Raw genomic sequence first — 25,319 nt, forward strand, 5'->3', positions numbered from 1 at the left:
ATAATGAAGAATTCATTACTACGAGAATTTCATTATGAGAATAAATATTGATTACCTTAAGGGCCTAACTGGACTTTTTTTAGAATCCAATCAGCACTTTTTAACCATATCTGAATTAATTGAATCGGGTTATGACATTACTACCGGAGAGGGGGCATTTCATGCACTGCTGCTTGCAGAACAGGGCTATATAAGTAATTTGAAAAATGAAACTGGAACCCCTGAGTCCATCGGTTTGTTTGTCACCAGGAGTGGAGACTTTGATTATACAAATTCAAAGCTTAGATTAACGACTGATGGTATGGAATTTGCATTGTCTCTAGATAAGGACGATGTTTTTGAGCGCTTGAAGAATCTTAGTAATGAACCTATTTCAGTAATAAAAGATGTTGGTGTTGAATTATTGAAAGGATATGCAAAAAAGAAATTTGGTTTGAGTGTTTAAATTTAGTTAAATTCCATGGTGATATTTACATTAACTATCCGTCATAATTTAACACTTAATTTCTGAATTATGGCAACACGAGGTGTAAATGGCTGAATTAAATTATGAGGCAATTGGGCGTTGCAAAGTACTTGGCGAAAGTATCAGACGACTTGATATAGACCGCAACAAGTACATCCAAGAGTTACGCGCTGAAGTATCTAGATTAAGCAAAGGTAACTCGAATGCTACTCCACCAGTGATAGTTATCTTTGATATAAATCTGATTAATACATTATCGGAGAGAATTGCCATTGCTGATAGTGATCTTATGTCAGCTGTTACAGAGTTTAACAACTGGTGCCAGGATGCAGGAGAGAAACCTGTAGTTCTTAAAGAACCTTTCCGTACATAACTGCTAGATTATCACTACCACTTATTTACATAGCCTCGCATATGCGAGGCTTTTTTATGTGCAGAACACGAGCACCACCATGGATTTTTGTAAGGATGAACCATGCCAGCACTAATTCCTCGAGCCTGTCGTAAGCGCGGCTGTCACAGTACAACAACAGATCCATCCGGATATTGTGAAGGCCATAAAAGTGAAAGCTGGAAGCAATACAAGCCAGGCCAGTCCCGACATCAGCGCGGCTACGGTTCGAAGTGGGACATTATCCGTGCGCGTATCCTGAAGCGTGATCAATACCTGTGTCAGAACCATCGACGGCAGAAGATAGCTAAGAAAGCGACCAGCGTTGATCACATCATTCCAAAAGCTCATGGCGGCACTGATGATGATTCGAATCTGGAATCGTTATGCTGGGAATGCCATCGGGCCAAGACAGCCAGAGAGAGACTGAACTGATGGTGTATATCCACTGCACATATTGTGGTTCAAAACTGCATTCAGTCGCAGTCGCTAACTGCCCAAAAACATAAGGAGGTCAGTATGTTTATGTTACTGCTCAGCGGTAACCGATATACCCCTGATACCTTCATTTCCGTCAGGCAGGTGTATGGCTCGGTGATGCAGAACGCAGGATTATCAGTGGTGGTCAGGTCTCTGCGGGGAGAGGCCGTCAGCAGAGGGCTTATGCTTAACGTGCCCGTCAGGATTGTCGGTGGAGCGGTCCTGAGTGGTGGGGACACACTGGTTAAACCGGTGAAAAGTCTCCACGGTTTTCTTTTAGTGACAAAAGAGGTGTGAGTTGACGAATACAGTTAATCCCCTGACAGTACTGGACATCAGAACGCTGGTCGGATTTAAACAGATAACGCCTGGTGAGATTACCGGGGAGCCGGTGGAGGCCCTGAAACGGTGCGGCATTACTGCTTTCAGGGACATTGTGCCAGGAAAGTCGGTTATCCGGACAGGCAGTATGATGGTGCAGGGCAATACATTTTATGGCCTGCAGGCGCAGACAGAGAAAAACATGTCTGCAGCAACATTCACGCTGGAACTGCTCCCCCGAATGCTGGATCTGAAGGTGCAGGCCATACAGGTTGGTTTCCGCATGAGTCAGAAGCCGGTAGTACTCTCGCAGGTGAACACTACTATGTTATCGATACCAAGAAATGGGACTGCGCCCACAAGGGTGAATAGTGTCAGAACAGCAACGGAGGAAACCAGCGCGTACTATGAGCTGGTAATAAGCACGGACAGTCAGGGGGTAAATGCAACTGTACAGGTGTATGTCAGCCGCCAGCCTGTGGAAAACCTTACTTTGACAATGGCTGGCAGTCACGGTGAATACCCTCTTGCACTGACGGTCGGGTCAGTATTCAGCCCGGTGAAAGAGGATGGTTTCAGCTTTATGGTCGGAGATATTTATATTGCTCAACTGGATTATAACAGCGACCACACGGTAACGCCGCATCTGCTGGGTAATCTTACGCTGGAGCCATTTAAAGTAGCCTCTTACGAGGGGGACCGGCACAGCAACACTCACGGTGAGGATATTGTCACTGCACTGAACACGCTGGACCCGAATAATGATATGGGGGTGCTGGCGGTGAAGCCGGTGGCGCAACCGGCCAGCGTGACGTTTGAGCTGCCGGACAGTACAGGGAAGGCGATACTGGGCGTGGCGCTGAATGTAGTTTATCGGGACTCTATAGCGCCGGAAAACCGGCTGCGTTATCAGATAACCGAAGGCACAACACAGCTGCCGGTGGAGATTATCACCGAGCGAAGGGCGGATGTGACCGGGTTTACCACATTTAGTAAGTTCATGGCATCCCCTGTGGATGGTGGAGAATGGAATGCCGAAAATCTGGCGTTCAGTATGAACCTGTTAAACAATCCTGGCGAGGGGCGTTAAACAGAAAGTTTCCTGCAGGCATCACGAAGTGAAACCCGGCTCCGGCAATCATCAAAATGCCTCCGGGAATCCCCGTCCTTCAGGGCGGGGAGCAGTCAATGGGGAAATTACCGGGAAGTGAAATCTGCATGAAAATGGAATACCAGGAAGGAGGTGCTGAGTCCCGTCTGAAACTACGTGTGAATAATGAGCAGACTAAATGGAATGTGTCCTAAATATGATTGAAAGCGTTGCATTAAAGATATTAAAACCTTGAGGATATTTAAGTATCAGTACTGGATGGATGATAGTGAGATGATGTGAGGTATATTTTCAAAAGAAATTAATAGCTGCTGTATTTTTGATATTAATAATATAAAAGGAAATGAAATATGCCGTTAAGTTTTTCAAGTTTAAGTTTAAATACCTTTGATGGGAGCGGGAGCATAGATACATATACGTTGGATATGCTCGACAGTATACGTAATGAAGCCAGACCTGCTGATGGCGGGACTGGGTCGACTGAAATTCAGGTGCAACTATCTGATGTGCTATACCAGGTATGCCATCGGCCCGATAAAGGCTTATTTAACGTGGTTCCGTTGTGTGAGCCGGGGCTGGATCGTTTTTCTTGTCAGGTAAGGGAGGGCAATGCAAAAAAGCTGGCAAAAGAATTAAACATTTCATGGAAGATTGATTTATGTAATTTTCAGGTTGAATCAGGAAGTTTTGCATGTTCTGAAGAATATTTAACATGTCCGATAACGATGGCTATTCCAACAAACGGTATTTTTGTTAAAGCATCATCACGGTCAGATGTTTGTCACTTATTTGATAAAGAGGCATTCTTCAATGTACTGTCCCTGGAGTTAAGACACCCTTTGAGTCAGGAGCCTATCCGTAGTGATATGATAGTTAGAAAGAGCGAATGTTATTTTAATACCGAACGTGATTGTTTTACCTTAAGATAGAATCTGATTAAACATTATCAGATGAACATGAACTTTGTACGGACAGGCGGAGGCGGCTGTCTTCACAGCTTACGAGTCTGAGGAGTAAGAGACCCGGCAGCGAGAAATCCCCGCCACCTCTGATGTAACAGGTACTTCAATGCACCCGTACTTAACCCGCTGGGCGGGTTGGCGGGAGGGTAGATTATAATTAAAGCCCACTCAGATGGCTTTTTAGCAAGGCTTATCCGAGAGAGCCGTAAAACCCCGTCCTTTTGGGGCGGGGATATAAGGCGTGCCCTTGATCTTCTAACTAACCAAGAATCCCCTTCCTTTAGGGAGGGGAGTGTCAAATTACGCCCAGGCCAGTGGCAGGATGGATGACAGAACACCCGGGAAATGTTCTCTGGCATGACGTTGCATATCATACGCCACAATGCTGGTACAGGTAAAGGCATTATGGAGGCCGTGAAAACGGTTGGACCAGTCGGTAAGCTTGTCTACGGACGGGAATATTTCCGGAGACAGTTCATACGCTTTCTGCATCAGCGCCTCCGCATAGCCTCTCAGGATAGTCGGAGAATCGTGTTCAGTGCCGAAAATAGCGCTGGAGGAATAGCGTGCGAATGCGGTACTGAGACAGAACAGGGTTTCCGCCTGTTTCTGTGGGGTGGCATCAGTCAGGTGATAAGCATTGAGGATATGCTGGTAGTGTGGCGGGCTGAGTTTACCTTCAGGAAGCAGGGATTCAAAAACAGCGTTCAGACGTGACTGTGAAGGGGCATCAACAAACTTCACGTCGGAATATTTCTGTTTCGTGGCGGCAATAAACTGCTGGTTAAGCTCCCTGTGTTCTTCAGAGCTTAGGATGGTATCAATCAGTTGCCCAAAGCGTCGCTGTTGGGCCTGCTGATTAAATGCGGTGTGAAACACCGGAAAGTCATGACGGAATAATTCTTCCGGAGAGATTTGCGCGGTGGAGACGTTCTCTCCCCCTCTCAGCAGGTAAAAGCGGTCCCATGCAGTGTCAGGTTTGGGGTTTAACATCGTTGACAGTGTGTCAGCGGAGAGCATCATCGCCGTGTCAGAAGCTCGGGAGGAGAGCAGCAGGAAATTATCTGCAGCGCTGGTTGTCCAGTCCGGGCTGCCGTCATAATCGCCGAACAGCCCATTATTGATGTGTGGAGACACCAACGGGTGAGCAAGATACCGCTCATAAAGTGCCGCGGCTTTCTGGCGGATGTCATCAGTGCAGTCCACGCCTGTCATACAGTGTACAATCACCTGATTAAAGAATCCGCTGTGAGTGGTCATGGCGGCGCTGTTCCTGTCAAACGAATCCAGCAGCACAGGCAGTATGCGCTGCTGATGATATGTGTCAGGAGCTGGCAGGGGAACGTCATTATAGGTCTGGCACTGATGGGCAAAAAAACTTTCCTTAACAGGCCTGAGCCACTCGCTGATAAGTACACTTTGCGTATAGGGGGGGTGGGCCAGCACGCTTACCAGCGAACTTTCAACTGGCCGGATATGTGCCTCTGATAAGCAGCCACTCCGCAATGACTTAACCAGGTCTTCCATTGCCCGGACTTTTTCCTGACTGTATTTATCGGGCAGGCTGTCAATGGTCATCAGAATACTTTTACCATCATTGTGTTCATGATTTAAAAATCCATCCACAGCGTTCTCAGTCCAAAGGAGTGGCATTTGTATCCAGATATCACCTAAACGAATAAAATCTCCGCCCCCTGATTTTGACGGAGGTGATGAATTATCCGGTTCATTTAAAATAACGCCAGAGAGGTTTGCTTTGTGATGCATACACGTATTTTTTAATGTTGTATTAATAAAAGAGGGCTGTTGTTGTGTAAAAACTGAATACTGTAAAAACGCATTATTCATATCTGAATGACTAAATTTCGTATTGCTGCAGATTGCACCACGCAGTGTCGAATAAGTGAACCGGCATTCGTCAAAATGTAAATCAGATATATCAGAATGAGCGAAATTTGAATTTGAAAAGTTGAACCCCTTAAGGATATCGCCGTCTCGCTCCATGAAGCTGGAAGGCAATATTTCACTGAATAAAATGTAACGGAAATCTGCGCCTGAAAAATCAAGTTCTGTGGTCGAGAGAGTTTCTCCGGCTTTCTGTCGTAAAACTGCATCCGTGAGTTTCTTAGCCCATTCGGCAGGTGATGACGGGGAAGACGTAGCCTGAAGTGAGAGGGAGGGTGATACTGGTGGTGTTCTGGCTTCAGAAACCGTTGGCCTGTTATTGGCTGATACAGAGACTCCACCGGGGAGTGGGGCCGCACCTGTCACTCTGTAATTATAATCACGTGATTGATTTGCAATATTCTTATGCATGAATGCTGTAGTAATTTTTGAGACATCTTCCGCTGAAATATTTTTCTTACAGGTGTTATTTGTGTCAGTAATATTTTTAACAGTAATCAATGTTTTGTTTAAGGTGTTTTTATCTTTCGGATGAAAGAATTTTTTTATTTTTTGTGGTAACGCGAATTCAATCGGTGAGTCCTTTCCTATTTTAAATTTTTCATTTAAAGATATAGGTGTGTTTTTAACGCTGGTTATTTCTGAGGAGAACCGGTTTTTCGTACGCTCATGGATAGTTTTAACTAATTTTTTAACCTGGAAGGGAATGGTGGAAAAATTAATTCTGCTTGATGATATATTCATTAAAATCCTTTATCAACATCTGTTATGGAAAAACGCTCTGGCTTTTTAACGCCTTAAAAGTAAGTTCCATATGTTGCTATTGCAATAGCGATCACAATTCATCATATTATCTGGCATGTTTCTTTCAGAAAGTGTCCATTCTGTCATTATGTTTTGAAATAACCCACCGTGTGGTGGGGGCTGACGTATCTGCGGAAAAATACAGGTATAAGGGAGCGGGTCGGGTACCGAAGCCCATGGATGCGCAAAAGTGAACCCGCTTCGATGCCCAACCGTTGCCAGGCCAATCCGCTGGCGCCTGATTGACAGCTCCCCGCCCTGAAGGACGGGGATTCCCACTTCAACGAGCCGAACCTAAGCCGCTTTGAGCGATTCAGGATTTACAGGCTCTCCGTGGGCTAACACTGCCAGCCCGGCAGCTTTGATACTACGTGCCGCGTTAACGTCCCTGTCGTGGTCAGTTCCGCACTCAGGGCACTGCCATTTACGAACATCAAGAGGCATTTTTTTCATGGTGAAACCGCAACAGCTACAGCGTTTTGAGGACGGGAAAAACTGGTCAATGGCGACTACTGACCGCCCGGCCCATTCGCCTTTGTACTGGAGCTGGCGCACAAGTTCGCCCCAGCTCGCGTCTGCTATCGCTTTGGACAGCGACGGGTTGCGGAGCATGTTCTTCACTTTCAGGGATTCGACGCAAACAACTTGGTTATCGTTAATCAGTTTGCGGGATGCCTTGTGCAGGGCATCCAGTCGGCAATCAGCAATTTTCGCGTGGAGTCGGGCCACCTTTAAGCGGGCTTTGGCGCGGTTCTTTGAGCCTTTGGCCTTTTTGCTTAACCGGCGCTGGAGTAGTGCCAGGCGAGCCGCGTATTTAGCGGTATGGCGGGGATTGCCGGACCTGAATCCGGTATCGGTGACGAACAAATCTTTTAAACCAACATCAATGCCGACCATTGAAGAGGTGATCGGCAGTGATGCGGGTTCAAATTCGCAAAGGCACGAAACAAAGTACCGCCCTGCGGCATCTTTGGAAATGGTGACGGTAGACGGCACGGACGGCAGCGGACGACTCCAGCGCACGTCTAAGGGGATTTTGCTCTTTGCCATGTACAGCTTGCCGTCGCGGTATTTAAACGCGCTCGCAGTGAACTCAGCCGCCTGCCTGTGCCGTTTGCTTTTGAATGTCGGATATGCAGCCCGTCCGGCGAAGAAGTTAGCAAAGGCGGTTTGTTGGTGGCGCAAAGACTGCTGGAGGGGAACGCAGGAAACGTCGTTAAGCCAGGCAAATTCCGGCTCCTTTTTCAGCGCCGTAAGGCGAGCGTTGGCCTGTAGGTAACCGATCTTTTCCTTTCGCTCGTAGTACGCATCGGTACGCCAGCGGAGGATGGAGTTGTAGACGAAACGCACACAACCGAACGTCTGAGCTAAAAGCTCAGCCTGCTCAGTCGTGGGGTAAAACCGGTATTTATATGCGCGTTTCATAGCCTCACATATTAAAGAGGAAAATGTGATTATGCAAAAGACAGTTAGCCGGAAAACCGCCTCCTTTCCTCCCCGGCCTGAAGGCCGGGGTTTCCCGGAGGCATTCTGATGACTGAAAATACTCTGCTCCGGGACGAGCTTTCGTGATGTTGAAAAAATACCACTCCCTCCTTTCAAAAAGCGTATCAGCTTGATAATACGTTTGAGAGCGAGTGCTTAGCTAACCCGGAGATTCACTATGCAGTTTTCAACGACCCCAACGCTGGAAGGACAAAGCATCGTGGAGTACTGCGGTGTGGTGACGGGCGAAGCCATTTTAGGTGCCAATATTATTGGTGCCTGGTCTGACGCCCGGCGAGTGGCGCTTTATCCCTGCATCCATATAGTCGATTGCCTTTTGGAGTTCTTCAATCAAAGTAATGGCTTTCGTCCGTGAGATACACATAAACTGGTCAAGGAACTCTTGCAACGTCAGTAGCATTCCTGAACTGACAGATTTTGAAGTGAGCTATTCACTTCTCACGAACGAGGTCTATCTGTCCACCTCATTTACAGACAACATGGCCTGTATACCAAACTGGCCGTTGGAATCTGTACTGGTCATATGGTTATCTGATACTGTTTTTTTTGTACAGTTCATTATTCGGTGGTTGTGTAAGTGTAGTCAAGTGGATATGCCTGACTGGAAAGAATATTGTTTGTTTGATAGGAGCTAACTTTTTGTTTTTGCTGAATGTTTGAAATAAAGTAGTATTCTTTCTATTTATTATAACCACATGATAATAAATAAATTTTTTCCGGTCTTGAAAACCGGCGACCCGAAAGGGTTCCAGAGTTCGAATCTCTGCGCTTCCGCCAGATTAAACAAGGGGTTACCGAAAGGTAACCCCTTTGTTTTTGGGCTGTTAGAATACACTTAGAATATTCACTTAGAATATTTTCCCTTGTTCCTTTAACGGCAGACAAAAAAATCCCGCCGAAGCGGGAGAATTTCAGGCCTGGATGAGACGCTTAAACAGCAACTGTTTGATGTCCTGACGGTGCGACAAAATCGCATGTGCTGTTACTGTCGAGCCATCCACCGAATACAAAACACGATACCCGCCTGCGGTATTGCATTCCCGGTATTTTGCCACCCCGAGTTTCATCAGTTCCGGGCAAATCTGACAACCGAGCGGAAACTGGCCTACCTGTTTCTCAAATTGTTCGAGAATTTCTGAAACCACAGGTTTAGCTTCTACCTCATGCCGGTGGAGAAAACTTGCGATATCGTCGACGCAGGTTTTGACGGTGTGTGTGTATTCGATTTTGACTTTTTCCATTACTGGATCCTTATATCAATTTCTCTCATATAAGCCCGTCCAGTAACTGCTCCTTTGAATATACGTTGCCATTGGTTTTGTCCTGCTCTGACAGGGTAAGAAGTTTCAGAAGAGCAATGGCGTTTTCCCGCTCCTGTTGCTGAGCATATGACTCAATAACATACGCGGGTACACCATTTTGAGTTACCAGTATTGGCTCTGACAATTCGAGAGAAGCAGCATTCTTCTTGACGAAGCTGATCGTTTCTACTCGCATTAGGCGTAACCTCGCTTTAAATAAAATCCTCAGGATTGTTGATTCGGCCTAAATATAGACCATATTTAGGCCTTTGACAACTATGCGAACTGGCTGATAGCCGGGATATCAAGGGAAGGGGTTACTTTAACCTTACGATCGTAAACCAGTACCTGGCTCTCGGTTTTGTGGCCGGAGAATAGCTGCTTATCGCGACTCGATCCTTTATAGTCAGAAATCGCCTTTGCTTTGATGTCGTGGAATGTACATCCGAACGGTGTTCCGGCTTTTTGCTCTGCGGCTTTTTTTGCTTTGTCCCACCACTTATTAAGTGTCCTGCCCGTCACCTTTTCGCCGTTAGCGTTGGTGATAACATATTTTCCATTTTCGCCCATAGTATTTCTCGCGAGTTGAAATGCGGAACGAAGGCGAGGAGACTGCTCCTTAATTTGTTTCTTCCCGGTTTTTGTTCTGCTCAATAAACAAATCAGCATCCATCACATCACCCGAGACCTTCTCCAGAACGTCCCCTGGCGGGCGGCGCACAAATACGAAACTTCCATCGCAACGCGTAATGTAGGTGTGGTTTCTTCATAAATCGCCGCATAATGCTCATCACTGATGTAGACGGTACGTGGTTTCGAGATAAATTTACGTCCCCTTTTTCAGGGGTTCCCCTTCACATATCCACGTGCAAATCCCCATCCGTAAACACGGCTAAGGCTCGCGAGCTGTGTCTTACTTTTCAGCCTTCTCTTGCCCATAAAAATTCTGATGTGTTCTGTTTTTACCGTGTCTGCACGCATTTTCCCAAAAACAGCCAGCAGATTACGCTGGGGCTGGTGATACTCTTTTTGAATTCGTGGTGCTGGCTCGGTACTGGCATTTTATCGGGGATATTACCGGGGGGCGAAATCTGCATGAAAATGGAATACCAGGAAGGAGATCAGGAACTCCATCTGTGAACACGGCTCAATAATGAGCAGACTAAATGGAATATGTCCTAAATTTGATTGAAAGCGTTGCATTAAAGATATTAAAACCTTGAGGATATTTAAGGATCAGTACTGGATGGATGATAGTGAGATGATGTGAGGTATATTTTCAAAAGAAATTAATAGCTGCTGTATTTTTTATATTAATAATATAAAAGGAAATGAAATATGCCGTTAAGTTTTTCAAGTTTAAGTTTAAATACCTTTGATGGGAGCGGGAGCATAGATACATATACGTTGGATATGCTCGACAGTATACGTAATGAAGCCAGACCTGCTGATGGCGGGACTGGGTCGACTGAAATTCAGGTGCAACTATCTGATGTGCTATACCAGGTATGCCATCGGCCCGATAAAGGCTTATTTAACGTGGTTCCGTTGTGTGAGCCGGGGCTGGATCGTTTTTCTTGTCAGGTAAGGGAGGGCAATGCAAAAAAGCTGGCAAAAGAATTAAACATTTCATGGAAGATTGATTTATGTAATTTTCAGGTTGAATCAGGAAGTTTTGCATGTTCTGAAGAATATTTAACATGTCCGATAACGATGGCTATTCCAACAAACGGTATTTTTGTTAAAGCATCATCACGGTCAGATGTTTGTCACTTATTTGATAAAGAGGCATTCTTCAATGTACTGTCCCTGGAGTTAAGACACCCTTTGAGTCAGGAGCCTATCCGTAGTGATATGATAGTTAGAAAGAGCGAATGTTATTTTAATACCGAACGTGATTGTTTTACCTTAAGATAGAATCTGATTAAACATTATCAGATGAACATGAACTTTGTACGGACAGGCGGAGGCGGCTGTCTTCACGGCTTACGAGTCTGAGGAGTAAGAGGCCCGGCAGCCAGAAATCTCCGTCACCTTCGATATGTCAGGTATCCTCAACGCACCCACATTCAACCCGCTACGGCAGGTTTTTTAATGTTCGGGAAATACTGGCACGACAAGAGGCTGCGATGGAGGCCTGATAACGGACGAGGTTTACAACAATGGCTATTCTACGCAATACGAAAATATTTTGCGTCTGGCCGGAACTGGTGATGGGGAGATATTAATCGGATGGAGTGGGGTAACGGTGCGCCAGCTCCCGCCTATCTCTGTGGCCATCGTGATGCCGCTGACGCTGAGTGGTCCGAATGGGCAATGCTCTACACCTTACTAAATCCGCCACTGGTTCGTATCCAGTAGGGGAGGCGATTGTATGGCTGTCTGATGCCACTCCAGCAGGTTACGCCCTGATGTACGGGCAGTCCTTCGATAAATCTGTTTACCCGCCACTAGCGATAGCCTATCCAGCCGGCGTTATTCCGGGCATGTGCGGCTGGACAATCAAAGGTAAACCCGCAAGCAGCCGCGCAATGTTGTCACAGGAAATGAGCGGTAACGAATCGCACAGTCATAGCGCCAGGACGCAGGATACCATAGGGAGACTGGTAGACTGTGTTGATACCTCAAGCCCCACCAGGTCGGAAATACCAACATGATGCGTTTTGTACGGGCTGGATTTCCGGTACACTGTTGTACTCATATTCACACTTAAAATATTCTTATCATTCTTATAAACAATTTATATAAATTGTTTTGCATGTTAGCATTCCATATTGGTTTAAATTCACAGGATTTTTTAAGAGGTATGACCACTATAGCAATTGTTACTGCTTATTTTGATATAGGCAGAAGCCAATGGACATCTCAAAATGGATTTGCTCCATGCATTGAACGAGATACTGATGAATATATGGCCTGGTTTTCTAATCTTGCACAACTTGAAAATGATATGGTTATTTTTACCTCACCTGACCTCAAACCCAGGATTGAGGAAATCCGGAGAGGAAAACCAACAACGATTGTTACATTAGATTTCAATAAAGAATTTCATCATATCAGGAACCGGATTGCCTCTATACAGTCAGATGTAACGTTCAGGCTTAGAACACCTGTCGAGCAGCGCGGGAATCCAGAGTTCCTGTCGGCTGATTACGTTTTACTCTGCAATCTGAAAACATACTTTGTAAATAAAGCTATCAGGCAGGGGTTGATCAAAGACGACATGGTTGCCTGGATTGATTTTGGATATTGTAGAGATTCAGATACCACGAATGGAATAAAAACGTGGTCCTGGTCCTTCAATAAGGAAAAAATGCATTTTTTTACGATTAGAAGGGGTCTTAAACTTGAAACACTGGAATCAGTATACAACTGTATGTCAGGTAACCGTGTGTATATCATCGGTGGCGTTCTGGTCGGAGCGCTGGAAAAGTGGCAAGAATTTTACAGATTGGTGTGGCATTGCCAAAAAAAGGTGTTGAGAGAAAATATTGTGGATGATGATCAGGGGATATTTCTAATGTGTTATTATTATAGACCTGACATGATAAAGTTAAACTACCTGGGTAAAAACAAGTGGTTTGATTTATTCAGATGTAAGGGAAGGCGAACGATTCGTACTTTTTTTCGCAAGATGAGAATATTATGTCTATACAAATGAATGTGTTAATTTATAAAAAGCCAGGCATGTAGATTATGCCGGGCTTTTAAAAACTGAGAGATTTATTTTTTACCCTGTATCTCTAAATGAGACTGGTTTTCATTTGCCGATTTCACTCTGTCATTATTCATTTCACTATTAACAATCTTTTTATTAAGCATATAACCAATGAGACATGAAAGGATAGACTTAATCATTAGACCACTTAGCCATCTGTCCTTGCTTCTGAATTGTTCAGCGAATGAACAATCAAATTTGTCATTGGTAGATTTATATAGAAAGGTATGTACCATTGCTCCCTGCCTATCATAATCCCATGACCTTTATTGATCATTTGTTGATGACACCAGATGCCAGGTCGGAAATGGCGTAAACCCAGCATCGCAGGAACCCGGTAGCAGACTGTAAGGGCAGATAGCACTTCCGGGCATATATCTACTGAAAAATCAACATATATAGAATTGACTCCAGATCAGAATAATGTATTTCTATTCCTCCTCCGGTGAAAGTGGTTCCTCCTTAATCTGCACTAAGCGTAATGCCATGCCCGGTTCAAAATGCTGGTAATCCGCTCCGTAGTCAAACCACAGTTCTTCCCCGGCGGAGATGTCGCGTGTGGTGAGGTAAAAGGTAATATTCTTTCCGACAAGGACCGCGCTGACGTTCTGTCTTGCTTCTGCCTCCGCGGTCCGGCGGCCAAATACCGGGTTGTTAATCAGGCTGAGGAGATTTCCCTGCGGCCAGGCAGAAACGATTCGCTCCTGGCTTCGTGTGGCAAAGTAATAATTACTGGCTTCCCTGCCGTATTCTTTTTCATATTCATACCGTACCGTTTCGCTTTCCAGCAGGCGGCCGGAGTAGGGCCCCAGTACGGTGAAGGCGGGAAGGTCAGTACGCGCGTAAACGGTGCGCCCCCGGTAGCCGTCGCTGTCATCAAGAGGAATCGACACGGTCATCATGTCATTCATGCGCGCATCATGGTTACCTTCATTTTGCAGGAACCACTGGACATCCTGATTAATCCGGGCTTTTGTCTCCCGGGGGAGCCGGTTAAAAAGGCTCCCCCAGAGAGTGACCTGTAAGGTCTCCTTTCTGCCTTCTGCCTGTGCCAGAACCGATACCGTCGGGTCACGCCAGTGCTGCAGAATCGGCAGGTTATTGTTTATCTGATGCGTCCGCCAGGTCACGGCGTCTTCCTCTTTCTTAATCTGTTTTGTCGTTGGAACCGGAATATCTTCCCCTGCCACGGGGATGGCGCGCTTATCGCCGCTGCTTGCCAGAGATGTATCCGCCCTGACGGTGAGTGACCCCCTTCCACCCGTGGATGTTGAAGGCTGTGAACTGTCCTGCGTGACAGTGGTGGTGAATAACGTGCTGCCGTGGGGCATTTTGCTGTCTGCCGGTGCCAGAGATTGTCCGGTACGTTCGTTGGATATCCCCTGTGCCTGCGCCCATGTTCTCTGGCCGCCAGCCTCGCGTGTCGCCTCCGTCGACAGGTTCCGCCATGTCTGCATCGGGGAATCGGTAACAGGGGCATTCCTTTTCTTTGACTGCTGCAGCCGCACTACACCGCGGGGTGCCAGTCCGGTGTTTGTCAGAAAGGTTCTGGCACTTCCGACGGATATTCCCTGTGCCTGCGCCCATGCTACCCAGCCACCAGCCTCGCGTTTCGCCTCTGGTGTCATGTCCCGCCACGCTCGAATCTGTTTACTGGTAATAGAGGTTCCTTTTCCCTCTGGCGGCCGCAGGCGCGCCACGCCGCTGGAAGTCAATCCGGTGTTTGTCAGATAGTTCGCTGCACTTATGATATTTATTCCCAGTGCCTGCGCCCATGCTTTCCAGCCGCCAGACTCGCGTTTTGCCTCCGGTGTCAGGTCCCGCCACGTCTGAATCTGGGTTTTGGTAATAGGGACGTCCCTTTTCCCGGGCGGCTGCAGCCGCGCCACACCGCGGTATGTCAGTCCGGTGTTTGTCAGAAAGGTTCTGGCACTTCCGACGGATATTCCCTGTCCCTGCGCCCATGCTACCCAGCCACCAGCCTCGCGTTTCGCCTCCGGTGTCATGTCCCGCCATGCTCGAATCTGTTTACTGGTAATAGAGGTCCCTCTTACTTCTGGCGGTCGCAGGCGTGCCACGCCGCCGGGAGACAATCCAGTGTTTGTTAAAAAGTTCGCTGCACTTCCGACGGATATTCCCTGTGCCTGTGCCCATGCTCTCCAGCCACCCGCCTCGCGTTTCGCCTCCGGTGTCAGGTCCCGCCACGTCTGAATCTGGGCGTCGGTAATAGAGGCTCCTCTTCCTTCTGGCGGCTGCAGTCGCGCCACACCGCGGAGTGTCAGTCCGGTGTTTGTCAGAAAGCTTTTGGCACTTCCGACAGATATTCCCTGTGTGTGCGCCCATGCTCTCCAGCCGCCAGACTCGCGTTTCGCCTCCGGTGTCAGGTCACGCCACGCCCGAAGTTGTTTGTCCGTAATGGAGGGGCGCTTCGCCTCAGCCGGCAACAACCGCTCTATGCCGCGCGGAGTCAGTCCGCTGTTTGTCAGATAGTTCTCAGCATTCCTGATGGCTATTCCCTGTGCCCGCGCCCATACTTTCCAGCTACCAGCCTCACGTTTTGCCTCCGGCGTCAGGTCACGCCACGCCTGAAGTTGTCTGCTTGTAATGGAGGAAAACTTCTTCCCGACCGACAATAACCGCGCTACGCCGCGGGGAGTGAGTCCGCTGTTTGTCAGATAGTTCCTGCTACTCTCGATGCCTATTCCCTGCGCCCGCGCCCATACTTTCCAGCTACCAGCCTCACGTTTTGCCTCCGGCGTCAGGTCATTCCACGCCTGAATCTGCGCGTTGGTAATGGAAGGGAGCTTTGGGCGCGCTCCAGGCTCTGTTACGGTAGCGGTCCTGCTGTCAGAGCTTACTGACAACGGTAGTTCTTCCTGGGAATGTGCTGCATGCCATTCCGGGTCGCTCAGAAGGAGTGTGACAGTAGGAAAGTTGCTGCTTTTACCGGCGGCAATTGCGCATTGGGTTTCACCTGTGCCGACCATTCGCTCTGCCGTAAAATTTGCCTGCCGTCCCGGGGACGCCAGTGCTTTTAGCCTTAAAAAGCGCTTCAACCTGTCCGGTGCCGGTGTGCCTTCCTCCGGCTGATAAAAAACGCGAAAGCAGTGTGCAGCCTCATCCTGAGCGGTCAAGGGGAACCAGTCCCGGATATCGTTCCACGCCCGGCTTAAGTGGGTATCTGAGGTGCTGCTGGCTGCTGGTGCGTGAAAATGAATGACTGACCCGATACCCCGCATGGTGCCTCCTGCTGATACCCGTCTGGTTTAACGTAAACAGGAGAACGCTACCATCGCGCCTTATAATTTTCTTTTAAATAATGTCCATCTGCATGAACGTGCTCCGGTCCTGTCGATTTAAATCGGTCAATTCCGTGAGTGGCCGAGTACACAACAGGGGGCGAAAAACTGTGGCTATCTGACTGGGTAAGCCGAGGCAGAACGCTTTCATTGAGCGCTTTAACCGGATATACCGTACAGAAATACTTGCTTTTATCTGTTCAGAACACTGAATGAAGTGCGAGAAATTATAGATAATGGTTGTCAGAATATAACTGTTAACGCTTGTATGTATCACTGAACAATATGAAGCCGGAGGAATATCGACAACCCCCTTATTTGGCCGGGAACTAAAAAAATACATGGAACTAAAATGAGTCTATTTACAACTGTTTCATAAGGGTTCAAAATCAACCGTTGTGCCAGGAATCTTACCTGACAACCTGTATGCCACCCTCAAATTGTTGCGTTGAGCCTGCTCCACCAGTGAAATAATCGTGATGAAAAATAGTCCAGGTTGTCACAAAAAAACGGATATATAATAATTAGTCGGTTAAAATCGCAGCGGTCAGTTTAATTGGTGATTAATTAAATAAATATAGTTACCAGTCTTATATACACGTTAATTATTAAAACAATCACTCTACGGTAGAGTAATGGTTTAGATTTGTTGTGCTATGAATATCATTATGAAGCGGCATAATGCCTTATGAATAAATAGGCGAACAGTCATTTATCATTATGACGGTTAACTTTCAAGTAACGGGTGGAGCATTATGATTTGTTGTTATCAATCGGTGAGGCAGAAGGGGAGAAAAAGAGATGAAATACCAAAAGCGACTAGCGGGAATGATGGTTATTACCGTCATGATGATGACGGGATGTTCAACGTATAATCCCGTACAACTCCGTCAGCATCAATTAGAAAGAAACTATACTTATTATCTTCTTGATCCTCCGCTGTACGAAGGAGATGTAGTAGAATATAAATGTAAAGACGGAAGTCAGGATACAGTGACTATTCAGAAAGTAACGCCGCAGTCATTAATCACCAGTACTGGCCAGGTTATTCCACTATCTGATCTGACCTCACTTGAGAGAAAGGATATTTCCAAAGGGAAAACCGCTGCTGCTGTGGGGGCTGGCGTTGGCGTGACGGCGCTGGTTATTGCTGCGATTTTTGCTGCCACCCTGTCTGCCGGATTAGCTGCAATGATGGTCCATGGTTAATACGCAAGTATTATGAAAACAGGCCTGAAAATATTGGTGTACCCTAAAACGTCTTTTGGGGATAGAGCACAACGAGAAAAATGAGCATGTAACGCTTATGCTTCCGCTAAAAACTAGCCCCCCAGAGAATATCATTTCCTGGGGGGCTTTGGCGTGTATACAGATAAAAATTTAGTTTTCTCTCTTTAAGGAAAGGCCTGTCGTGCTGTCTCTCCATAAGGGAGTGGCATCCTGGCCTAAGTATAGTATTCTTTAAACTGTTTCACGTTTGAAATGAGTAACTCAAACCCGGTAAGCGCCTCTTCTTCGGTACTGGATTGTGGTAAGCGATACAGTGCCACTAAAACGGTATTGTCTGCATCAACGCCAATAGTCACAGGGCTGGAGTAATTCAGGCGTAAAAAATGCTGCAATGTGAGTATATCGTCGGGTAATGGCATAAAAGGGCAGCACATTTCCAGCAGCCCATCGGTTTCATTAAAATAAACCTGTATCTCATCATCAATGATGAGAAGTGGTTCCTCTTCGGGTACATCCAGACCTAACGCGTCATATAAACGATATAATAAATTTCCCATACATTACCCCAAGTCTCAGGAGGTGACTAATGAAGAAAGGCCCTTTACCAATTGCCATATATTGGCATCCCCAATGCGTCTTTGATAAGAAAGATTGAGCACTTCTGGCGGTAAGTTTTTCAAGACTTTGTTTCCCGCCCCGCCTGTATTTTGTTTTTGAATTTCCAGATTGCCGCTATTGAGTAATACTTTTTGAAAAATTTCCTGTCCATCACTATCCGGAAGGCTCGCAAGGGGAGTCAGCGTAGCCTTCTGATGGAGAGAGATAACCTCCCGCTTAATTTCAGCATCCTGCATACCCGTACGATCTTTACCGCTTTTGCAATTCCAGGCAGGAACCGCGCCGATTTCATGGGCTAGTATTGCAAGACGTTGCGCAAACTTATAGGGTTCGTTGCCGTCTGTATGATGAAGCTTGCTATTCCAGATATCCTTAATCTGCCGTACAAGAGTATTTACGACGGCGTGGTTATCCGGATGTTGCGCCAGCCATTCACCAACCCAACCGCCAGGGGGGGCTTCAGGACGTAAGTCATGGCCTAATAACTGATGTAATGCCCCGATATTATAGTTATCCGAGGCCTGATGTCCTAAGCCAAGTTTGAGCGTCAGCTCGTTGACACCCGTATTAAAAGCAGCGATCTCCGGCTTTATTTTTACCGTTCGCAGCTCACCCTCTTTATTGCGGATATTTAAATGAATCACATTTCCCGGCTGGGTCAACGATTGCCACGCGCGCATTTGATCCTGGACCATAGCGTCTTCATTACCAACAATAGTCGAGGTGGTAAGCAATCCGACAGATACCAGTCGCAGACTGACGACTTCGTCCTGTAAGGCTTTTGTAAGCAACGCGGGTTGACTAAAAAGCGCTGCAGTTAACACTTCTCTGGCTCTGTTTTCGGCGCCAACCTGACGCAGAATCGGGTCTTTTACGTGATAGGGAGAGAGGACACCATGACGTATCCCGCAAAAAAGCGTTTTATCTTTACCATTCTCATTAACGCTTAACGTGGACATCCATAGGTTAGTAGCATGCTGGGTATTCGTGGTATCACTACTGCATACGCCTTTTCCCTGATAGGCGTTGGGAAAAATATCCTGTGCGCCGATTTTCATGTCGGCGGCAGGGCACTGCGTATTGGTATAGCGATATCCGTTATGCGTGAGCGTATTTTTTATGGTCTGCCAGGGCTGATTATTAAGATACTGGACCTGAGCTTCCCTGAACGCGGCTACTGCAACCTGATGAGCCTCTTGTGCAGGCAGGCCATTTTGCTGATAGCGTGTGGCAATCAGAGCGATAAGATTTTTTTTCAATTCCTTCGCGGCGGTTTCTTCCTGTTTTGTAGCCGGTCGATCCGCTTTAACTTTCGCTAACACCATGTGGTTTGCCATTGACGTCAGCACCGGGTCCTGTTTACCCAAAACGGTGGCTGCAACAGTCAGAAGCACACGCTGAAAATCATAGAGGTTATGTAGCGACTGGCTGGACGCCTCCTGCCCCTGTAAATAATTTCCCCATGTCTCACCGGAGCTTCGCAGGACAAAGATTTCCAGGCGAGCACCGGGAGCTTTAGGCGGTGCGGTTCCCTGACCAGAGAGGATCTGCATCCCATTGTAGAAAATGGCTTGTAGGCTTTTAAATGCCTCCTGGGCTGTCAAAGAGACTGAATGACAGAAACTCTGTATTTGCATAGCGCTTTCGATACCTCTGAATGTGGTAGCGGGAACATTCGACAGATGTAATGCTCCTCTTAAGAGTGTGTTTTTTATCCATTGGAAACTTTTAAAAAACGACCTTTTTAACGGAGAAACGTTTCTGTTTGGCTGGAGGGGATAACTACAACGTGCGTACATCGCGGCACATCAGATGCTCACAACATCTACAAACTTCACAGTTTATGGCAGATCTTTGATTGGAAATCTATCTTATTGACTTAGATCAAATTCAACTGTTTTCTCCTGCGTAAAGTAATGGTGTTACATCAAAAGTTAGACAGGTGTGTGTATGCCAGCAAAGCCCCGGACGAGCAAGACTGTGACAAAAAATATTCGTTTTTCCTATTCCATGCTTGAACAAATAGAGTTCGCGTTGAAGTCTGAGAAAACGCGAAATTTTTCAGCATGGGTAAAAGAGGCCTGTCGGGAGAAGCTGGGTAATACAGGGCATAAGCTGTAATTGTTATCTTATGCGAGAGGGGGAGGCCATTTTGAAAAGAAGAACGTGCTTATATACCTCCTGGGTTTTTGCCGCTTTTGTCTCTTTGCTGATATTTGTCTGGAGCGTCATAAACTATCCTCTCTACGAGTCAATAATCATTATTGTTTTTTATATCTGGCTTATTTTGGTGCCGCTTTATCTTATTGTTTATGAGTGGCTAATAGATTATCGTTAGTTTCATGGCTGCGTACCTGAAAAATGATATTTCATATCTGTGTTGTACGTCATTGCTGTAATAATATTATTTGTCAGACGATGGGCGAGGGTTTGCGCATTTTGCATCGTTTTATCTTCAAAACGTTGCAGTAAGCGTTGCGCTTCTTTTGGGTGAGACGTATATAATCTCAAATATGCCTGTTCCATCGTATGCTGCTGTTTAGTCGTTTGCTGTTCAAAGGTTTTCCAGGCGCGTTGCACATCTGGCGCAAAAGCATTGTAGTCCTGCATAATCAGCGTTTGCAGCGTGCGGAATGTCCAGTAAGTAGAGTCACTGCTCGTCCGATCGGTTCCTTTGTCATATCCGGGCTGATAATGGCATGTCCCCTGATAATAAGGAAGATAGACGCTAAGGGATGGCATTCCATAGGCGACGTACTCTACTTCGCCAATGGCCTGCGGTAGTCCCGGTCTGACCTGTAAGATGTGCGATTCCTGGGTACGAAAAACGGAGATGGGGCGCCATGGTTCCTGTGGACGATCATGAGTATAAGGATCGTGCGGTGTTCCCTGGTAGTGATTACGTAACGCGTTTTGTACCGCCGCCACACTGATTTTCGCCATCGGCGTTAAAAAAACGGGAAATGTTTCCCCTTCGCTCACGGCAGTGTCCTGGTGTGGATTAAACTGGTGTTGTAGCGTCCAGACGCGTGGATAATTATAGGTGACATCGATTTTGCTATCCTGAGAATAGGCCTGGTGGAAGTCGAATTCCCCCTGAGCGGGATCATATAACCCCTGCTGCTCAGCAAAGCTTATTAATGACGGCGATGCCATATAATTTGCTTTATCATGTGGATCATAACGGTGTAAACGCCCCTGATTTGCGGAAACGAAATATTTATCTGCCGGAAGTCGTACCGCCAGCCACTGATGACCACTTCCCGTCTCCAGGTACCATATCTCTTTAGTATCGATAAAAGCAACGCCGAAACCTTCCCCCGCGCCTTTTTGTTCAATAATGTTGCCCAGTAATCTTGCGCCCTGACGCGCCGATTGCGCCACTGGCAGGATGACTGTCTGAATAGCGTCTTCAGTAATGCCCATTTTTGTCACATACGGATCGGCGGCCAGCGCCGTTCTGCCGTTATAAATAGTTTCCGTTGCGCTCATTCCGACGCCCGCTGAATTAAAACCCGCTTCTCCCATGGAATTATCATCAGTATCAAAGTCATGAATTGCTGTATAGCGCATCGCCATCTCTGGTAGCGGCCAGCTAAAGTCGTTTCGGTGGGCTTTAAATTCGCCTTGTTGATTAAATGAAACCGGATGAATAACCATATGCTTAGCGTTGTTCGCCGAGCCATCTTCGTTGCGCGCGATAATAAAGGAACCGTCAGCCGAGGCCTGATTACCTACCAGAAGGGTCGTACAGGCGATCACTTTACTCATATTCAGTAGCGTAATGGCAGATGCAAAGTACATTTTCATAAAGACTCCCATTGAATAACGCGTTATAGGATGAATTGACCCTGGTTTGAAAACAGAGAAAGTGATCGGTCCGGCAATATTCTTTGTTGTTATATCTTATTTTCGCTTTATTGAGGTTGTATTGATAACAACGGCCATGCCGCAGCAGGCCGTACTGACAACCGCTATGATTTGCTGGCAGGCAGATAAACCGAAAAGAGGTGATGTTCATCGGCATAGCGATAAGAGACTGAGCCGCCGTGTAACGTCGCAATGGCATTAACCAGCGATAATCCCAGACCAAAACCGGTGGTGTGGCGGGCATTATCTCCTCGCCAAAAACGCCTGAAGAGCTTGTCCGGATCGGCGGGATGACTTCCCGGATTAGCGGTCCTGATTTCGGTAATGGCATTCTCATAAGCGCTTTCAATACGTATTACGGCATTTTCTTCAGAATAGCGGATAGCATTCGTTAACAGATTAGAAAGCATTCTTTGTAATAACATTTTATCGGCCCATACTGTGCCCTGGCATTCGCTTATAACGCGGATGCGCTTCTCCTCGGCAAGCGGGCTAAGATAATCGAGCATATTTTCAATCAACTCATTGAGTGGAATGGGATGTTTTTCTACTACTATATTCTGGTGCTCCGCGCGCGCCAGAAAAAGGATATTTTCTGTCAGCCGCGACAGTTCCTCCAGCTCTTCAATATTATCAACAAGGGCTTGCTGATACTCTTCTGTGCTACGTTCCTGACTCAGTATTACCTGATTTTTCCCCAGCAGAATATTGACCGGCGTACGCAGTTCATGCGCCAGATCGTCGGCAAATTGATTCAGGCGTTCAAAATCGCCGGAAAGCTTCTGGCGCATGATATTGAGCGCCTTCCCAAGTGGTCTGAGCTCGGCGGGTAACGTCTGTTCCGCCAGCGGCTGGCGGAGTGTGCCGCTGTCTGTTGCCGCCGTGAGCCGGCTGAGTGACGTAATGGCCCGCAGCCCGTTTCTGATGACTAGCGGACTGAGTGCCGAAAAAACAAGGATTGCGACAAGGCTTATCAGTAAACTATTGTGACGATACTGCTCCAGCATTTGCCGTCTTTCCGTCGCCAGCCTGGCAAGAGTAAGAGTCAGTGGAATATCGCCGCTTCTGGCGTTTACCCGTACCGCAGTCAGCTCCGCTCCTTGAACTCGCTGGCGAAATAACGTGTCACGGGTTATTTTTTTAGTGACCGGAATTGCGTTAAAACGCTCGTCGGGGATACCACTATGGTTTATCGTCACACGGTGATCTGTGGGTGAATGTATTAACAATATATCCTGCTTCGTATCCACCATCCGGTTAAAATAAAGCGGTAGATTTTCCGGTCTGGCGCCATCCAGCAACAGTTGCTGCATTTGCGCCGCCCGGTTTATTAGCGTCAGATCGTCGCGCCATGTTAATTCTTTGCTTAACGCGTTATAAAGCGTCCAGCTGATGCTGGTACAGACGAGGATAAGTATGGCGATAAAGGAAATTGACAGGCGCAGCGTCATGGATAACTTAATCATTCTGCGAGGCTTCTGGTTGTAATCGATAGCCCATTCCCCGGACGGTCATAATGAGTTTCTCGTCAAACGGATCGTCTACTTTGGCGCGAAGCCTTCGAATGGCGACATCAACGGTGTTGGTTTCACTGTCAAAATTGATACCCCATACCTCGCTGGCGATCGCGGTTCGGGGCACAATTTCTCCTGCCCGGGACGCCAGAAGCCAGAGAAGTAGAAATTCCTTGCGGGTCAGGGAAATAGGCTTTCCATTTCGCGATACCGACTGCTTTGTAGCATCCATGTCCAGACCATCGATCGTCAGCCGGGTCGCAACAGGAACGTGTTGTCTGAGTTGAGCTCTCACTCTGGCCAGCAGTTCGGCGAAAGAAAAAGGCTTAACAAGGTAATCATTAGCGCCCGCTTCCAGACCTTTGACTCGGTCTTCAACCGAGTCCCGTGCCGTCAGGCAGATAACAGGCGGAGACTGTACTGTGCGTAATGCGCGTAACACTTGCCAGCCATCAAGTCCGGGCAGCATAATATCAAGAATAATCAATGAATAAGCCTCCCTGAGCGCCAAGTGTAGTCCATCTCGTCCATCACAGGCAGCATCCACCACATAGCCTGCTTCAGTGAGTCCCTGACGTACCCATTCCATAGTTTTTTGGTTATCTTCAATTAATAAAATCTTCATCAACGCAGTATGCCATAGGCTTTTTAGCGAGTCTGGACCCTCCCGTAAAAATGACACAATTGTAATGTCCGTGTAAGGTTAATCTTAGATGCGCCATATATATTTTTCTGCATTGATACCGTAAAGGAGTAAGGCATGAAACGATATATACTGGCTACCGTGATGGCAGCGATTGTGACAGTCCCGACAATAGCGCTGGCCACCGGAAAGAATATCCTCAGTGTACATATTCTTGATCAGCAAACCGGCAAACCAGCACCCGGTGTGGAAGTTATACTGGAACAGAAAAAAGATAACGGATGGGCGCAACTCAACGCCGGACGTACCGACCAGGATGGGCGAATTAAAGCGCTGTGGCCTGAACAGCCTGCCGTGCCGGGGGATTATCGTGTTATTTTTAAAACCGGACACTATTTTGAAAGTAAAAAGCTGGACACTTTTTTCCCGGAGATCCCCGTCGAGTTTCATATCAGCATTACAAACGAACACTATCATGTGCCGTTGCTATTAAGTCAGTATGGTTATTCAACCTATCGCGGCAGCTAATTCGCCGTGTCGTAAACGCCGCGATGGATGCAGGCATCAGGCCTCGCGGCGGGAATAAAAATTTCAGGGTATCGGACTGTCGTCCCACAAGCGGTAATTATTCCGTTTGTGGGCATGAAGGGTGATTAAATCGGCGTTTCCATCTCAAGCTTTACCGAATGAAAACGGCGTTTGAAATAAATCAGGCCATGTCCATCCTGGCTCAGAATAATATTTTTGATTGCTACCAGATACACCAGATGCGTGCCAATGGTCTGTACCTCACTGATTTCGCCTTCGAGACCCGCCAGAGCGCCATTAAGTACCGGCTGGCCCAACGGCCCGTTTTGCCAACACGGCTGGTGAAAACGCTCCTCCATCGCCATCCCCGTCATACCAGCAAAGTGGCGTGCCATAAGTTCCTGCTCATGGTTAAGCACATTAATGCACAACCTGCCGTTGCCCTGAAAAACGGGATTCATGGCGCTATTGGCATTAATACATACGATTACAGAGGGCGGCGTGTCGGTCACTGAGCATACTGCTGTTGCTGTGATACCGCAGCGTCCGGCGTGACCTGCTGTGGTGACAATATTGACTGCCGCCGCCAGACTTGCCATCGCATCGCGAAAACGCAGACGTTGTTCATCTCGTTGCATAAGAACCTCCTGCC

The 25,319-nt window shown here is 47.1% G+C and carries 23 protein-coding genes, 1 tRNA gene and 4 pseudogenes; 15 read left to right on the top strand and 13 right to left on the bottom strand.

Going from position 1 to position 25,319, the window contains the following annotated elements:
* Window positions 1-34 precede the first annotated feature (34 nt).
* From SBG_RS04785 to SBG_RS21055, 6 genes are all read left to right on the top strand, one after another.
* Entirely contained in the window at window positions 35-445 is a 411-nt protein-coding gene (locus SBG_RS04785) for a hypothetical protein (RefSeq protein ID WP_001222152.1), read from the top strand.
* Window positions 446-533: 88 nt separating this feature from the next.
* Window positions 534-839: a hypothetical protein gene (locus SBG_RS04790; RefSeq protein WP_000819054.1), complete on the top strand. Its 306-nt coding sequence runs from the start codon at window positions 534-536 to the stop codon at window positions 837-839.
* A gap of 102 nt (window positions 840-941) precedes the next feature.
* Window positions 942-1,292 (top strand): HNH endonuclease, encoded by a 351-nt coding sequence (locus SBG_RS21450; protein WP_001111091.1) that lies wholly within the window; start codon window positions 942-944, stop codon window positions 1,290-1,292.
* Window positions 1,293-1,376: 84 nt separating this feature from the next.
* Window positions 1,377-1,634 (top strand): hypothetical protein, encoded by a 258-nt coding sequence (locus SBG_RS04800; RefSeq protein ID WP_000480907.1) that lies wholly within the window; start codon window positions 1,377-1,379, stop codon window positions 1,632-1,634.
* Window position 1,635: 1 nt separating this feature from the next.
* A complete protein-coding gene (locus SBG_RS04805) occupies window positions 1,636-2,748 on the top strand; it encodes a hypothetical protein (protein ID WP_015702803.1) in 1,113 nt (370 codons plus the stop codon).
* A 371-nt stretch (window positions 2,749-3,119) separates the two neighbouring features.
* A complete protein-coding gene (locus SBG_RS21055; protein WP_001131213.1) occupies window positions 3,120-3,698 on the top strand; it encodes a T3SS effector NleG family protein in 579 nt (192 codons plus the stop codon).
* Between the two features lie 333 nt (window positions 3,699-4,031).
* Here the strand turns inward: SBG_RS21055 and SBG_RS04815 are convergent, their stop codons facing one another.
* Complete coding sequence (locus SBG_RS04815; protein ID WP_015702805.1) at window positions 4,032-6,380, bottom strand: type III secretion system effector HECT-type E3 ubiquitin transferase; 2,349 nt, start codon at window positions 6,378-6,380, stop codon at window positions 4,032-4,034.
* Window positions 6,381-6,734: 354 nt separating this feature from the next.
* Window positions 6,735-7,865 carry an RNA-guided endonuclease InsQ/TnpB family protein gene (locus SBG_RS04820; RefSeq protein ID WP_000817267.1) on the bottom strand — a complete coding sequence of 377 codons (1,131 nt, stop codon included), beginning with the start codon at window positions 7,863-7,865 and terminating at the stop codon, window positions 6,735-6,737.
* A gap of 238 nt (window positions 7,866-8,103) precedes the next feature.
* Between SBG_RS04820 and SBG_RS21460 the strand changes: the two are divergent.
* A pseudogene (locus SBG_RS21460) lies at window positions 8,104-8,196 on the top strand (heavy metal-binding domain-containing protein); the annotation flags it as partial.
* 323 nt (window positions 8,197-8,519) lie between these two features.
* Window positions 8,520-8,723: transfer RNA gene (locus tag SBG_RS22775), tRNA-Ser, on the top strand.
* Between the two features lie 134 nt (window positions 8,724-8,857).
* On the opposite strand, the gene SBG_RS04830 is transcribed toward SBG_RS22775, so the two are convergent.
* The 3 genes and pseudogenes from SBG_RS04830 to SBG_RS23385 all read right to left on the bottom strand — a co-directional run.
* Window positions 8,858-9,187 carry a type II toxin-antitoxin system RelE/ParE family toxin gene (locus tag SBG_RS04830; protein WP_000416679.1) on the bottom strand — a complete coding sequence of 110 codons (330 nt, stop codon included), beginning with the start codon at window positions 9,185-9,187 and terminating at the stop codon, window positions 8,858-8,860.
* Between the two features lie 25 nt (window positions 9,188-9,212).
* Window positions 9,213-9,443 carry a type II toxin-antitoxin system Phd/YefM family antitoxin gene (locus SBG_RS04835; protein WP_001261974.1) on the bottom strand — a complete coding sequence of 77 codons (231 nt, stop codon included), beginning with the start codon at window positions 9,441-9,443 and terminating at the stop codon, window positions 9,213-9,215.
* Between the two features lie 80 nt (window positions 9,444-9,523).
* Window positions 9,524-10,306, bottom strand: a pseudogene (locus tag SBG_RS23385) (integrase); the annotation flags it as partial.
* Window positions 10,307-10,585: 279 nt separating this feature from the next.
* On the opposite strand from SBG_RS23385, the gene SBG_RS21060 reads away from it, so the two are divergent.
* From SBG_RS21060 to yibB, 3 genes and pseudogenes are all read left to right on the top strand, one after another.
* Entirely contained in the window at window positions 10,586-11,164 is a 579-nt protein-coding gene (locus tag SBG_RS21060) for a T3SS effector NleG family protein (protein ID WP_001131213.1), read from the top strand.
* Between the two features lie 190 nt (window positions 11,165-11,354).
* A pseudogene (locus SBG_RS21475) lies at window positions 11,355-11,841 on the top strand (hypothetical protein); the annotation flags it as partial.
* A gap of 212 nt (window positions 11,842-12,053) precedes the next feature.
* Window positions 12,054-12,908: a protein YibB gene (gene yibB / locus SBG_RS04855; protein WP_000207287.1), complete on the top strand. Its 855-nt coding sequence runs from the start codon at window positions 12,054-12,056 to the stop codon at window positions 12,906-12,908.
* 488 nt (window positions 12,909-13,396) lie between these two features.
* On the opposite strand, the gene SBG_RS22895 is transcribed toward yibB, so the two are convergent.
* The gene (locus SBG_RS22895; RefSeq protein WP_001214050.1) at window positions 13,397-16,204 is read right to left on the bottom strand and encodes an SET domain-containing protein-lysine N-methyltransferase; all 2,808 of its coding nucleotides are present in this window, start codon (window positions 16,202-16,204) and stop codon (window positions 13,397-13,399) included.
* Between the two features lie 185 nt (window positions 16,205-16,389).
* Here SBG_RS22895 and SBG_RS22500 point away from each other — a divergent pair.
* Window positions 16,390-16,597: pseudogene (locus SBG_RS22500) on the top strand (integrase core domain-containing protein); the annotation flags it as partial.
* Window positions 16,598-17,065: 468 nt separating this feature from the next.
* On the top strand, window positions 17,066-17,473 hold the full coding sequence (locus SBG_RS23065) for a hypothetical protein (RefSeq protein WP_000877078.1): 408 nt from the start codon (window positions 17,066-17,068) through the stop codon (window positions 17,471-17,473).
* A gap of 236 nt (window positions 17,474-17,709) precedes the next feature.
* Here SBG_RS23065 and SBG_RS04875 read toward each other — a convergent pair whose 3' ends face one another.
* Window positions 17,710-18,051 (bottom strand): type III secretion system chaperone, encoded by a 342-nt coding sequence (locus SBG_RS04875; RefSeq protein ID WP_000527416.1) that lies wholly within the window; start codon window positions 18,049-18,051, stop codon window positions 17,710-17,712.
* A gap of 15 nt (window positions 18,052-18,066) precedes the next feature.
* Window positions 18,067-19,749, bottom strand: coding sequence for a type III secretion system effector inositol phosphate phosphatase (locus SBG_RS04880; RefSeq protein WP_001166942.1), 1,683 nt, complete (start codon window positions 19,747-19,749; stop codon window positions 18,067-18,069).
* A gap of 313 nt (window positions 19,750-20,062) precedes the next feature.
* Between SBG_RS04880 and SBG_RS04885 the strand changes: the two genes are divergently transcribed.
* Window positions 20,063-20,233 carry a YlcI/YnfO family protein gene (locus tag SBG_RS04885; RefSeq protein WP_001111007.1) on the top strand — a complete coding sequence of 57 codons (171 nt, stop codon included), beginning with the start codon at window positions 20,063-20,065 and terminating at the stop codon, window positions 20,231-20,233.
* 3 nt (window positions 20,234-20,236) lie between these two features.
* Here the strand turns inward: SBG_RS04885 and SBG_RS04890 are convergent, their stop codons facing one another.
* From SBG_RS04890 to hprR, 4 genes are all read right to left on the bottom strand, one after another.
* Window positions 20,237-20,344 (bottom strand): hypothetical protein, encoded by a 108-nt coding sequence (locus SBG_RS04890; protein WP_000175091.1) that lies wholly within the window; start codon window positions 20,342-20,344, stop codon window positions 20,237-20,239.
* 108 nt (window positions 20,345-20,452) lie between these two features.
* A complete protein-coding gene (locus SBG_RS04895; protein WP_000784858.1) occupies window positions 20,453-21,922 on the bottom strand; it encodes a C69 family dipeptidase in 1,470 nt (489 codons plus the stop codon).
* Between the two features lie 164 nt (window positions 21,923-22,086).
* The gene (locus tag SBG_RS04900; RefSeq protein ID WP_000593980.1) at window positions 22,087-23,448 is read right to left on the bottom strand and encodes a heavy metal sensor histidine kinase; all 1,362 of its coding nucleotides are present in this window, start codon (window positions 23,446-23,448) and stop codon (window positions 22,087-22,089) included.
* Window positions 23,441-24,121: a response regulator transcription factor HprR gene (hprR, locus tag SBG_RS04905; protein WP_000698219.1), complete on the bottom strand. Its 681-nt coding sequence runs from the start codon at window positions 24,119-24,121 to the stop codon at window positions 23,441-23,443. The genes SBG_RS04900 and hprR overlap by 8 nt, the downstream gene beginning before the upstream one ends.
* Before the next feature lie 135 nt (window positions 24,122-24,256).
* Here hprR and hiuH point away from each other — a divergent pair, with 135 nt between their 5' ends.
* On the top strand, window positions 24,257-24,667 hold the full coding sequence (gene hiuH / locus SBG_RS04910; RefSeq protein WP_000833189.1) for a hydroxyisourate hydrolase: 411 nt from the start codon (window positions 24,257-24,259) through the stop codon (window positions 24,665-24,667).
* A gap of 125 nt (window positions 24,668-24,792) precedes the next feature.
* Here hiuH and SBG_RS04915 read toward each other — a convergent pair whose 3' ends face one another.
* Complete coding sequence (locus tag SBG_RS04915; RefSeq protein WP_001188448.1) at window positions 24,793-25,305, bottom strand: 4-hydroxyphenylacetate 3-monooxygenase reductase subunit; 513 nt, start codon at window positions 25,303-25,305, stop codon at window positions 24,793-24,795.
* Window positions 25,306-25,319 lie beyond the last annotated feature (14 nt).

Source organism: Salmonella bongori NCTC 12419 (assembly GCF_000252995.1).
Classification (GTDB): domain Bacteria; phylum Pseudomonadota; class Gammaproteobacteria; order Enterobacterales; family Enterobacteriaceae; genus Salmonella; species Salmonella bongori.